General features: G+C 49.6%; 12 protein-coding genes. 8 read left to right on the top strand and 4 right to left on the bottom strand.

The window, feature by feature from the left end:
• Window positions 1-996 carry a LacI family DNA-binding transcriptional regulator gene (locus BS640_RS17585; RefSeq protein ID WP_084913008.1) on the bottom strand — a complete coding sequence of 332 codons (996 nt, stop codon included), beginning with the start codon at window positions 994-996 and terminating at the stop codon, window positions 1-3.
• Window positions 997-1,271: 275 nt separating this feature from the next.
• Between BS640_RS17585 and BS640_RS17580 the strand changes: the two genes are divergently transcribed.
• From BS640_RS17580 to BS640_RS17565, 4 genes are all read left to right on the top strand, one after another.
• Window positions 1,272-2,513, top strand: coding sequence for an MFS transporter (locus tag BS640_RS17580; protein ID WP_084913007.1), 1,242 nt, complete (start codon window positions 1,272-1,274; stop codon window positions 2,511-2,513).
• A gap of 21 nt (window positions 2,514-2,534) precedes the next feature.
• Window positions 2,535-3,962, top strand: a complete 1,428-nt coding sequence (locus BS640_RS17575) for a glycoside hydrolase family 32 protein (protein ID WP_084913023.1) — start codon at window positions 2,535-2,537, stop codon at window positions 3,960-3,962.
• Between the two features lie 86 nt (window positions 3,963-4,048).
• Complete coding sequence (locus tag BS640_RS17570; protein ID WP_084913006.1) at window positions 4,049-5,404, top strand: carbohydrate porin; 1,356 nt, start codon at window positions 4,049-4,051, stop codon at window positions 5,402-5,404.
• A gap of 291 nt (window positions 5,405-5,695) precedes the next feature.
• On the top strand, window positions 5,696-5,953 hold the full coding sequence (locus tag BS640_RS17565; RefSeq protein WP_084913022.1) for an immunity protein: 258 nt from the start codon (window positions 5,696-5,698) through the stop codon (window positions 5,951-5,953).
• Between the two features lie 302 nt (window positions 5,954-6,255).
• Here BS640_RS17565 and minE read toward each other — a convergent pair whose 3' ends face one another.
• The 3 genes from minE to minC form a co-directional block, all read right to left on the bottom strand.
• The gene (minE, locus tag BS640_RS17560; RefSeq protein WP_017490960.1) at window positions 6,256-6,531 is read right to left on the bottom strand and encodes a cell division topological specificity factor MinE; all 276 of its coding nucleotides are present in this window, start codon (window positions 6,529-6,531) and stop codon (window positions 6,256-6,258) included.
• Between the two features lie 3 nt (window positions 6,532-6,534).
• Window positions 6,535-7,347: a septum site-determining protein MinD gene (gene minD, locus BS640_RS17555; RefSeq protein WP_017490961.1), complete on the bottom strand. Its 813-nt coding sequence runs from the start codon at window positions 7,345-7,347 to the stop codon at window positions 6,535-6,537.
• A 61-nt stretch (window positions 7,348-7,408) separates the two neighbouring features.
• Window positions 7,409-8,104, bottom strand: coding sequence for a septum site-determining protein MinC (gene minC / locus BS640_RS17550; RefSeq protein ID WP_017490962.1), 696 nt, complete (start codon window positions 8,102-8,104; stop codon window positions 7,409-7,411).
• Window positions 8,105-8,240: 136 nt separating this feature from the next.
• Here minC and BS640_RS17545 point away from each other — a divergent pair, with 136 nt between their 5' ends.
• The 4 genes from BS640_RS17545 (at window position 8,241) to BS640_RS17530 (ending at window position 11,037) form a co-directional block, all read left to right on the top strand.
• Complete coding sequence (locus BS640_RS17545; protein WP_017490963.1) at window positions 8,241-8,513, top strand: YcgL domain-containing protein; 273 nt, start codon at window positions 8,241-8,243, stop codon at window positions 8,511-8,513.
• Between the two features lie 164 nt (window positions 8,514-8,677).
• Window positions 8,678-9,760 (top strand): lytic murein transglycosylase, encoded by a 1,083-nt coding sequence (locus tag BS640_RS17540; protein WP_017490964.1) that lies wholly within the window; start codon window positions 8,678-8,680, stop codon window positions 9,758-9,760.
• 48 nt (window positions 9,761-9,808) lie between these two features.
• Window positions 9,809-10,465, top strand: coding sequence for a fumarylacetoacetate hydrolase family protein (locus BS640_RS17535; protein ID WP_017490965.1), 657 nt, complete (start codon window positions 9,809-9,811; stop codon window positions 10,463-10,465).
• Between the two features lie 122 nt (window positions 10,466-10,587).
• Window positions 10,588-11,037, top strand: a complete 450-nt coding sequence (locus BS640_RS17530; protein ID WP_017490966.1) for a YcgN family cysteine cluster protein — start codon at window positions 10,588-10,590, stop codon at window positions 11,035-11,037.
• Window positions 11,038-11,610: the final 573 nt, after the last annotated feature.

Below are 11,610 nucleotides of genomic sequence, written 5' to 3'. Positions count from 1 at the left end.
TTAAATCGATGCGCGATGCAGCCAGGGGCTCGCCACGCGGACCGTCTCGCGATGGCTATCTCCGTTGATAATGTGCAGCGCACTCAGGCGACCAATCTCGTAATGGGGGAGCTGTACGGTCGACAGCGGCGGCAGAAAAAGGTCGCCAATGCCGACCATATTATCATAGCCCAGCACGCCGACATCGGTGGGGATGCGGATGCCGTGTGAAAGCAAGGTCTGATAAACCAGGAAGGCGATACGGTCGTTGCCACAGATTACGCAGTCAAAGGTCGGTTTGCCCTGCGGCATCTGGGCCTCGATCATCGCCGGAATGTCCTGGTAGTGAGCGTCACCGTCCTGCATATAGCAATGTATCCACGTCTCGGGACTTAGACCCGCCTCGAGACCGGCGCGAGTCAGCCCCTTTTGGCGACGAACGGTTGCCAGACGGGCAAAGGGCAGGTGCAGGCACAGGGGGCGACGATAACCCGCCTTCAGCAACGCTTTGACACCTTCATACTGACCCTGCTCATCGTCAGGAATATAGCTGGCCACCGGCTGGTGCAGACTTTCACAGTTTGCCAGCACACAGGGCAGCGTCAGGAGCTTGGCGGGAACCGGGACCTGTCGCAGGCCCATGGTGGTGTAAATTATCCCGCCCGGGCGGTGGGAGAGCAGCAGATCGACAATCTTTTCCGGACTGTCGTCGGAGAACATGTTGACCACAAAGCTGTTCCATCCGTGGGCGCGGGCTGTTTCTTCAATGGATAAGGCTATCTCAACCGAGAAGGGGGTTGTCACCGTGTCCAGCGCCAGCACACCGATCGTTTTGGGCGTGGCGCGTGCACCACGGATTTTTTTGGCCGACAAATCGGGGACGTAATTTAATTCGTTAATTGCGGCCTGTACGCAGGCAAGCGTGTCAGGTCTGAGCCTTTCTGGACTGTTTAAGGCCCGCGATACCGTCATTAACGATACGTTTGCCCGCTTTGCCACATCTTTTAACGACGCCATGAGTACCTGTCTTGATTGGAAAGTGTCTGGCCAATGCCCCTGTCTGCATCAGGCTATACAACTCACTTTATGATGTAAAAGGATGCGGCGATATTTTTGTTCACCGTCATCTCCCTGAGGAGTCTTTAAACATGACGTTAAAATTTGATCATGCTCCCAATTGCACTATGTTAACGTTAACTTGTGTGATTAACATCATGTATCGCCGCAAAAGAAGGTGAGGGTGATGATTTGTTAACGTTACCATTTCATCATTATCCCTCATAGAGATCGTTATGATGAAAAAACATCATTCTCGCAGTTACTCGCTTTTAAGTGCGCTGTTGTTCTTCTTTTTTGTGAGCTGGTCATCCTCCGGCTCTTTGCTTTCCATTTGGTTACATCAGGAGGTGGGATTGAAAGCCATGGATACCGGGATTATTTTTTCCGTAATGTCAGTCTCGGCGCTCTGTGCCCAGGTTTTTTATGGCTTTATTCAGGACCGGCTCGGTTTACGCAAGAACCTGCTGTGGTACATCACCGCGCTGCTGTTCCTTTCCGGGCCAGCCTATCTGCTGTTCGGTTATCTGCTCAGTATCAATATTTTGCTGGGCAGTATTTTCGGTGGCGTGTTTGTCGGAATGACCTTTAACGGGGGGATTGGAGTCCTCGAGTCTTACACCGAGCGGGTGGCGCGTCAAAGCACCTTTGAATTTGGCAGGGCTCGCATGTGGGGGTCGCTGGGCTGGGCAGTGGCGACCTTCTTTGCCGGCATTCTGTTCAATATCAATCCAAAACTCAACTTTCTGGTGGCGTCATGCTCCGGGCTGGTGTTCTTTGGTCTGCTGGCACGTTTAAAAGTGAATACGCCAGCGAGCCTTGAGAAACTCGAACTGGGGATGGCGAAAGTCACGCTTGAAGACGCGCTGAGATTATTGACCTTATCGCGCTTTTGGAAACTGGTGTTTTTTGTGGTTGGAACCTGCATCTACGGCGTCTACGACCAGCAGTTTCCGGTTTATTTTGCCTCTCAGTTTGCCACCCTGCATCAGGGGAATGCGATGTTCGGCTATCTCAATTCGTTCCAGGTCTTCCTGGAGGCGGCCGGGATGTTCTGCGCCCCATGGCTGGTGAATCGCGTGGGGGCCAAAAACGGATTGATCTTTGCTGGCATGACGATGGCTCTGCGCATGATTGCCTCAGGGCTGGTGGAAGGGCCGCTGCTCATTTCCATCACCAAACTGCTGCATGCCGTAGAACTCCCCGTTCTGCTGGTTTCCATCTTTAAATATAACAGTCTCAACTTCGATAAACGTCTCTCCTCAACCCTCTATCTTGTTGGCTTTGCCTGCACCAGCTCGGTGATTGCGACGGTCCTCTCTCCGCTGGCCGGCTATAGCTATGAAAAATATGGATTTGCCCAATCCTATCTCATCATGGGGCTGATGGTATTTAGCACCACCTTTATCTCAATCTTTCTTTTACGCAGCAATAAGCCCTCTCCAGAAGATTTATTGTCACAACCTTCTGCCGTTTGAATGAAATAAGAGTGAATGAATATGACGTTATTAATAGACAAAGCCGAACAAGCACTCAGGGTTAAAGGTGAACAGCTGAACAGGCGCTGGTACCCCGAATATCATCTGGCGGCAAGAGCAGGCTGGATGAATGATCCTAATGGCCTGGTCTGGTTTGAGGGCTGGTATCACGCATTTTACCAGCATCATCCTTATTCCACGCAGTGGGGGCCTATGCATTGGGGCCACGCACGAAGCCGCGATTTACTGCACTGGGAACATCTGCCCGTCGCGCTCGCGCCAGAAGGACCGGAAGATAAAGACGGGTGCTTCTCAGGCTCTGCGGTTGTCAACGGTAACGAGCTAGCCCTCGTCTATACCGGGCATAAGTTTCACGGCTGTCCTGCGAGCGACGATAACCTTTATCAGGTGCAATGCCTGGCAACCAGCGAGGACGGCATTCATTTTAATCGACAGGGACAGGTGCTCGATACGCCGGCCGGACTGCACCATTTCCGCGATCCTAAAGTCTGGAAAGAGGGCGAGAGCTGGTACATGGTTGTCGGCGCACGCACCGAAGATACCGGCATGGTAAGGCTCTATCGCTCAGAGGATCTTCGCCACTGGCATGATGAAGGGGTGCTTGCTGTCGCCCCGCAAGGCATGGGATTCATGTGGGAATGCCCGGATTTCTTCACGCTGCGGGGCAAACAGGTGTTGATGTTTTCCCCGCAAGGTATGCAAGCCGAGGGATATTCGAATCGGAACTTATTCCAGAGCGGGTCTATCGTGGGGCACTGGCAACCGGGAGAAAACTTTGTGCAAGAAGTCGCGTTTCAGGAGCTAGACCACGGGCACGATTTTTATGCGCCACAAAGTTTCCTGGCACCCGATGGTCGACGCATTGTGATTGGATGGTTGGCCATGTGGGAATCACCGATGCCGGAACAGCGTGACGGATGGGCGGGAATGCTCTCTTTACCTCGTGAACTTACCCTGACGGCGGAAAATCGTCTGCAAATGCGACCCGTAAAAGAGGTCGAAGCAATGCGTCAGGATTTCTCAAGCTGGTCGGCGCAGACTCTGGATAATCAGGCGCTGTGCGTGATGGACCACTGCGAAACGACGGAGGTGATTCTCGAGTGGGACAGGGTGGGGAGTGATGCAGAGCAGTACGGTATTGCTCTGGAGGAGGGGATGCGGCTGTATGTTGATAACCAGGCCCAACGCCTGATTCTGGAACGTCATTATCCGCAGTTTGGACTCTGTGGCCAACGCAGCGTGCCATTACCGCAGACGGCAGCATTGTCACTTCGGGTCTTTTTCGACAAGTCCTCCGTTGAGGTTTTTGTTAATGATGGGGAAGCCTGCCTGAGCAGTCGTATTTATCCCGACCAACGAAAGCTGCATATCTTTGCCTGGTCAGGTAAAGCCGTGCTCAATGAAAGTGGTGCCTGGTATTTAAAATAATTTGTAAATAATGACCTTGCCCGTAATAAACGGGCGGGTTTCTCACATTAATAATAAAATATAACCCTTCGGCAAGGATTAATTCGATGAATAAAAAAGTCGGACTGGTGCTGTGTTTCAGTATTTTCTCTGGTGATCTTCTTGCACAATCCTCTCTCACATTAGAGCAGCGGTTTGCGTTACTCGAACAGCGGTTACAGTCCGCAGAAAAACGCGCGGATAAAGCTGAGGCGGAAATTATAAAGCTAAAGCAAGGGGCGGGTGAAATAAAAGAGAATATCGTCGCCGTGGTTAAAAGAGAAAGTCCCCCTTTAGTGAAATCAAATCCTAATGCAGAACTAAAGTTCTATGGTGACGTTGAATTTAATCTCGATGGCGCAAGCCGTACGGGCAGTTTAACTTCGTTAAAAACTAGCGCTAATAAAAACTGGGCACCGGGTAATAAGGAGCGTTGGGATATTAATGGACGTATATTGTTAGGTCTGGAAGGGATGCAAAGGTCGACCGCTGGCCGTTACGCCGGATTCAACGTTCAGCCGCTGGCGGATATGAATGGCAAGATGAATCTTGACGATGCGGTATTCTTCTTTGGCCAACAAAACGATTGGCAGATGAAAGTCGGGCGTTTTGAGGCCTACGATATGTTCCCGCTGAATCAGGACACTTTTGTCGAGTATTCCGGTAATACCGCAAACAATCTCTACAGCGACGGCTACGGCTATATTTACATGATGAAAGAGGCACGCGGCCGCAGCAACAGCGGTGGCAACCTGTTGGTCAGCAAAACCCTTGGCAACTGGTATTTTGAGCTCAATAACCTGGTCGAGGATGGCAGTTCTCTGTATGTCGACAGCCGCTACCACGGCACGGAATTGGAAAATCAAAAAAATGTGGTGTACACACGTCCGGTTGTGGCGTGGCAATCCGGTATTTACTCCGTTGCGGCGGCGATGGAAAGCAATCTGGTCAAGAATGCCTATGGTTATAACGACGGCAACGGGAAATGGAACGATCAGTCCAGGCGCACGGGCTATGGCTTAACCATGACGTGGAATACGCTGAAAAACGATCTCGAGAATGGGATGGTCGTTAACCTCAACACCGCCATGATGAATGCGAAAGAGGAGAAGGACTTCAGTGCGGGCGTTAATGCGCTCTGGCATCGCGTCGAGCTGGGATATATTTATGCTCACAACAAGATTTCCGAGTTTAATATTTCTGGAGTTAATGAAAGCTGTGATAATGAATGTTCGATTCTGGCGCCGGGTAATTATGATATTCACACTCTGCATACTTCCTGGCAGCTTCCTGATATTATGGCAATGCCTAACTTCAATATTTATCTGGGTGCCTACACGTCCTGGCTAAATGCCTCCTCTGAAGAGCAGGGCAATCATCAACCTCGTTATGGCGCACGGCTGAGATTCAAATATCTGTTTTAAGACAGGGCGGTCTTTTTCTCCGCTAGCCTTGCTGCCAATCAGATAAAGACTCCCCTGGATAAAAACAGGGGGGGTCTTATGCAGTCTTGGAAACAGCGATAGCTATATAGCGGATCAAAGATGGAGAAGTTTCTCAAAGCATTTCTAGACGAAAAGAACAATGGAATAATACCCATGCTGCAACTCTAGAGGATTATAAAATAAACGAAAGAGAACTGAGCCTTTATACTGATGAGACCCTACAAGCCGATTGTGAACAGGAACTAAAAGATGCCTTGGGAGGATAATTCAATGTCTTTAAAAGATATAATCAAAAATGAAAGTGTAGAGGATATATTAACATTTTTAGGACCAACGTCTGACTATCCAAAGTTAGATAAGTTATTTACATACAACCGATATGGTGTAGTTACCTGTGGAGAGCTTTCATCTAAATACGATGAGTTATTTAGAAAAGGTGTACTAGCTGATCAAAATGGGAAAATCGTAAAAGGCCCGAACTGGAAAGAACCTAAATTTGTTACTGAGAAAAAATACGGAATCGTATAATCGCTAGCGCTTTCTGATAAATCCATTTTAAGCAACGTTCAGCAACCGAGGGTTTGTTGGACGTTTTATTTGGCGGTTAGAAAGGGAAACCGCTCCTAATTCCGAACAGGATTTCGAACTATTCAATGACCCTACCCCAAAACCACTGCCTGTTATTTTTCAGGTCACATACCTGAATACAATTATTCAAGCATTCTGGTCATTTCAAAAAGTAAAAGTCGTGAATATCTACCGTCAGAACGTCAACGGGCGGAAAAAATTATCCCCTGTTCCAGGAACAGGGGAGGGTTACTCAAAGCCGATCATTTTGGTGCTTCTTCCGACTCTGACTCAGGAAGTGTCACGTTCAGCTCAAGCACCGATATATCGTCGCCTTTCTGCTCGAACTGCACGTGGAGCATTTCAGGGTCAATCTGAATGTACTTACAGATGACCGCTAAAATATCACGCTTCAGGTCAGGCAAATAGGCGGGTTCACTGTCCCCTCGACGCCGTTCAGCTACGATGATCTGTAGCCGTTCCTTGGCTATGTTGGCTGTCGATTTTTTGCGGGACAAAAAGAAATCTAACAATGCCATGGCTTATCCCCCAAACAGGCGTTTCAGGAAACTCTTCTTCTCTTCCTCAATAAAACGGAACGCACGTTCCTCACCCAGCAAACGACTGACCGTGTCATCGTATGCCTTACCTGCGTCAGACTCCTGGTCCAGAATAACCGGTTCGCCCTGATTGGACGCACGCAGCACCGATTGATCTTCAGGGATCACGCCAACCAGTGGAATGCGCAGGATTTCCAGCACGTCTTCCATGCTCAGCATGTCGCCACGGCTAACGCGGCCAGGGTTGTAGCGGGTAAGAAGCAGGTGTTCTTTGATAGGATCCTGACCCTGTTCCGCACGGCGGGATTTTGAAGACAAAATGCCCAAAATGCGGTCGGAGTCACGAACAGAAGAGACTTCAGGGTTGGTAGTGATGACGGCTTCGTCGGCAAAATACAGTGCCATCAGCGCGCCGGTTTCGATCCCTGCCGGAGAGTCACAGACGATGAAATCAAAGTCCATATCGGCCAGGTCTTTCAGGATTTTTTCAACGCCATCACGGGTCAACGCGTCTTTGTCACGCGTTTGTGATGCCGGTAAAATGTAGAGGTTTTCGGTGCGCTTATCTTTGATAAGTGCCTGATTCAGCGTGGCATCACCCTGAATAACATTGACAAAATCATACACAACGCGACGTTCGCAACCCATGATCAGGTCGAGATTACGCAAACCGATGTCGAAATCAATGACGACGGTCTTTTTGCCTTTTTGGGCAAGGCCGGTAGCAATGGCTGCGCTTGAAGTAGTCTTGCCAACGCCCCCTTTACCCGATGTAACAACAATTATGCGTGCCATGTAAAGATTCCTTGTCAAAGGTCGTAGTGTCTGCCCCAGAGGGTAAAAGAGGCGCAGAAACTTAATATAAAGGTTGTACGGTTAACACGTTATCCTGGAGGCGAAGTCTCGCAGCCTGTCCAAAATAGTTGGACGGGATTTGATCGCTCAGCCAATACTGGCCTGCGATAGAGACTAGCTCAGCGCCAAGATGCGTGCAAAATATCTGACAATTCGTATCACCCGCAGCGCCGGCCAATGCACGACCGCGCATCATGCCATAAATATGAATGTTGCCGTCGGCAATAAGCTCGGCACCGGCACTCACGCTGCTGGTTACAATAAGATCGCTGTTACGGGCATAAATTTGTTGACCTGAACGGACTGGCGTACTGACAATCCGCGTTTTGGCAGGGGCATTATCCGGTATCACCGGAACCGGGGCCGGCGGCTCTGCAAGGGCACGCTTGACGCGTCCTTCGCTTAGCAGCGGTAAACCGGTAAGCGAAAGCGCACGCTTTTGCTGTTCATCTTTGCACCCACTGATGCCTACAACGCGAAAGCCTGCAGAAACGACAGCCTGTTGAATTTTTTTCCAGTCTGCATCACCGGTGAGTGCTGCAACATTGATAACAACAGGGGCATTTTTCAGAAATGCAGGAGCTTGCTCCAACTTTTCTTGTAATGCCTGATGAATAACCTCGGGTTGTGCACTGTGTAAATGAACAACCGATAAGGTAAAACTGCTGCCTTTTAGTTCTATTGGCGATTGTGACATCTATCCTGACTCAGTCTCAGCATCTTTAAATCCCCGGAATACCACACGGGGGGCGATATTCCGATGTACGTTATGCATGGTATAGTTACAGCTATATCTAGGCAAGCCACCGTTCCAATAAAATAGAGTTAAAAAAATGCTTTGTGCAATTTATAGAAGTAATAAACGTGATCAAACCTACCTGTATGTCGAAAAAAAAGACGATTTCACTCAGGTTCCTGAAGAACTGATGAAAAGTTTCGGCAAGCCGGTGTTTTCTATGATGGTTAACCTGGGCACGCGCGAGAAGCTTGCGACCGCAGATATTGAAAAAGTTAAACAAGAGCTGACCGAGCGCGGCTATTACCTGCAGGTGCCACCTCCGACCGAGAGTCTATTAAATATCCACCTCGGCTCAGACAATAAATAATCAGATTATTCTAGGGAAAATCTGACATATCCCGTCTTTTATGAAAATGAGAGGCGGGAGTCTTGCATTCATCCTCGCGCTCCTGCACGTTAGCCCTTATGAGAAGCACAATGCATTTGCAATGAAGCATTGCCATAAAGGTTGCCACGAAAAGGAAGCACGCGATGAGCTTAAAACTATCGGTTATCACCCTGGCGATGGGCGCTGTGGCATTAAGCAGCTGCGCGAACGATAAGACCCAGTCTGCCCCTGCAAGCGTTCCTGCTGCCACTGTGGCGCCTGCTGCCGCCAAACCTGCCCAAACGACCTTAGCCGCCGAGGGACGCAATCCTGCAGAGTTTCCTGCCTACGTTGAACAGCTTAAACAAAAGGCCAGACAGCAGGGTATAAGCCAGAAAACCCTCGATAGCGCATTTGCCAACGTGCATTTCGTCGACAGAGCTATCAGCCTCGATCAAAATCAGCCTGAAAACAAGATAACCCTCGACGACTATCTGCGCCGCGTACTTGTTACCTCTAAAATCCAGCAGGGCCAGGCTCTGGCTCAACAACACGCGGCCGAACTGCAAAAAGTCAGTGACCGCTATGCTGTACAGCCACAGTATGTTGTCGCGCTGTGGGGCATGGAAAGTAATTACGGAAAGATACAGGGCAAAGATGACGCATTCTCGGCGCTGGCGACGCTGGCCTTTGAAGGTCGCCGGGAAGCATTTTTCACCAATGAATTAATCGCAGCACTGACTATTGTTGAACAAGGTAAGGCAACCAGTGAGATGATGAAAGGTTCATGGGCCGGCGCGATGGGGCAGACGCAGTTTATGCCTAGCTCTTACCTGAGGTATGGCGCTGACGGTGACGGTGACGGCAAGATTGATATCTGGAACAATACCTCCGACGTCTTTGCCTCTGCGGCGAACTATCTGTCATCTGAAGGATGGAAGGCAAATCAGGGGTGGGGAATGGAGGTCAAATTACCCGCCGGTTTTGACACCACGCAGGTTGGTTTGAAAAACGATCAGGCGCACAGCGCCGCAGAATGGCAGCAAAAGGGCGTGCTGTCGCTGGACGGTAAACCTTTACCTGCTTCTGTGACGCGTGCCTGGATTATTACGCCAGACTCCGATCAGGGGCGCGCATTTATGGTTTACGATAACTTTAGGACCATCATGCACTGGAATCGCTCTTACTATTTCGCTATCAGCGTTGGCATGATGGCAGATGATATCGCCGGAGCCTCCGTGCAATAGCGACCTATTTTTAGCCAGCAACAACCGGCTGGCAAGGGAGAGAGCCCAATGTATCAGCATCGTGATTGGCATGGCGCGTTTCTGGATTATCCCGTGAGTAAGGTGGTTTGCGTAGGTAATAACTATGCAAAACATATCAAAGAGATGAGCAGCGCAGCATCGACAGAGCCCTTGGTGTTTATCAAACCGGAAACCGCGCTGTGCGATATTTTGCAACCCGTCGCCATCCCCAAGGATTTCGGCGTGGTTCACCACGAGGTAGAGCTTGCCGTATTAATCGGTTCACCTTTAAAGCAGGCGAACGAGCAGCGGGTGAGTGAGGCGATTGCAGGTTATGGCGTTGCGCTCGATTTGACTCTGCGCGAACTGCAGAGCGAATTTATCAAGCACGGGCAGCCCTGGGATAAGGCTAAAGGCTTCGATGGTTCCTGCCCAGTGTCGGGATTTATTTCTGCCAGCGAGTTTGGTGATGCACAGCAGGCTGAACTAAAATTAGTGGTCAACGGTGAGGTGCGGCAAGAGGGCAACACGTGCGACATGCTCACCCCAATATTGCCGCTGATTGCCTACATGAGCCGATTCTTCACACTGCGCGCCGGCGACATCATCATTACCGGCACGCCGCATGGCGTAGGGCCAATAGCTGCCGGTGACGCTCTTGAAATCTTTCTCAACGGCAAAGCAATTACGACCCGCGTCATCTGACAGGCGGGTTGAATGACAGGGCGCAACCACAACGCGGCTGCTATTATGGGTCGCTTTGCTTGCATCTCGAGGCTAAAGCGTCTATATAGTCAGCCTCATTTTTATTAAAACCGGATGTCACTATGTCTCAACCCGCTTTTTGGCAGCAAAAAACGCTGTCTGAAATGACCGATAATGAATGGGAAGCACTGTGCGACGGTTGTGGGCAATGCTGTTTACATAAGCTAATCGATGAAGACACGGACGAGATTTACTTCACCAACGTTGCCTGCAACCAGTTGAACATCAAGTCTTGTCAGTGTCGCAATTACGAGAATCGTTTTGCGCTCGAAGAAGATTGCATCAAGCTGACCCGTGAGAACCTGACCAAGTTCGACTGGCTGCCGCCGACCTGCGCCTATCGCCTGATTGGTGAGGGCAAGGATCTGCTGCCATGGCATCCTCTGTTGCATAAAGAGTCCAAGTCAGCCATGCACGCCGCCCGCATCTCGGTGCGTAATATTGCGGTACGCGAAGACGACGTTGTTGACTGGCAGGATCATATCTTGAATAAGCCGCAGTGGGCCAGGTAGGTTTCTGAAGTATAAGCTTTTGTGACTCAAATTTTTGGGGCTTGAGGCATATCTGGGACAGAATGATTGAAACCAGAATTCATAACCGACATTGGTCTGAGTTGTTTTCGCTCATCCATTTGCCGTAAAGGTCATAAATCCTCTGGGCTGAAGTATGGCCCATTTGATGGGCAGCCGCGCTACAAATACGATAGTGCGCTCATCAGTTCGAGTTTTCCCTCTCCACCACTCCAGATGTGTACTGCTAGCTTTGGTTATTCTTCTATATCTTGTTAACGCTATTTGGCAATGCCTCAATGGCTGCTCATACCCGTGCCCAGCTTGAAAGTGGGTGACTTCAAGCCTTAGACATCATCAACAAAGCGTGCAGGGAAGAGTTTTGTGATTGCCGTTGATGTAGAAAAAGGCCCATCAAGAGATGGGCAAACAAATCAGTAATATTTACACACATGTGCTTTTAGCACAAAAATGACTATAGCATTGTTAAGTAATCAAAAAGAGTTAGATTTAAATCGATTTTTTAATAATTTTTTTGAAAATTTATAAACCACCCGCGTGATTATGGGTTAAGCC

The sequence above is a fragment of the Rouxiella badensis genome, from assembly GCF_002093665.1.
In the GTDB taxonomy this organism is placed as follows: domain Bacteria; phylum Pseudomonadota; class Gammaproteobacteria; order Enterobacterales; family Enterobacteriaceae; genus Rouxiella; species Rouxiella badensis.
This window is presented reverse-complemented; position numbering and strand designations above follow the sequence as displayed.

Excerpts from the sequence above, each read along its gene's own strand:
- BS640_RS17585 (WP_084913008.1), bottom strand. The coding sequence starts at position 996 with ATGGCGTCGTTAAAAGATGTGGCAAAGCGGGCAAACGTATCGTTAATG.
- BS640_RS17580 (WP_084913007.1), top strand. The coding sequence starts at position 1,272 with ATGATGAAAAAACATCATTCTCGCAGTTACTCGCTTTTAAGTGCGCTG.
- BS640_RS17575 (WP_084913023.1), top strand. The coding sequence starts at position 2,535 with ATGACGTTATTAATAGACAAAGCCGAACAAGCACTCAGGGTTAAAGGT.
- BS640_RS17570 (WP_084913006.1), top strand. The coding sequence starts at position 4,049 with ATGAATAAAAAAGTCGGACTGGTGCTGTGTTTCAGTATTTTCTCTGGT.
- BS640_RS17565 (WP_084913022.1), top strand. The coding sequence starts at position 5,696 with ATGTCTTTAAAAGATATAATCAAAAATGAAAGTGTAGAGGATATATTA.
- minE (WP_017490960.1), bottom strand. The coding sequence starts at position 6,531 with ATGGCATTGTTAGATTTCTTTTTGTCCCGCAAAAAATCGACAGCCAAC.
- minD (WP_017490961.1), bottom strand. The coding sequence starts at position 7,347 with ATGGCACGCATAATTGTTGTTACATCGGGTAAAGGGGGCGTTGGCAAG.
- minC (WP_017490962.1), bottom strand. The coding sequence starts at position 8,104 with ATGTCACAATCGCCAATAGAACTAAAAGGCAGCAGTTTTACCTTATCG.
- BS640_RS17545 (WP_017490963.1), top strand. The coding sequence starts at position 8,241 with ATGCTTTGTGCAATTTATAGAAGTAATAAACGTGATCAAACCTACCTG.
- BS640_RS17540 (WP_017490964.1), top strand. The coding sequence starts at position 8,678 with ATGAGCTTAAAACTATCGGTTATCACCCTGGCGATGGGCGCTGTGGCA.
- BS640_RS17535 (WP_017490965.1), top strand. The coding sequence starts at position 9,809 with ATGTATCAGCATCGTGATTGGCATGGCGCGTTTCTGGATTATCCCGTG.
- BS640_RS17530 (WP_017490966.1), top strand. The coding sequence starts at position 10,588 with ATGTCTCAACCCGCTTTTTGGCAGCAAAAAACGCTGTCTGAAATGACC.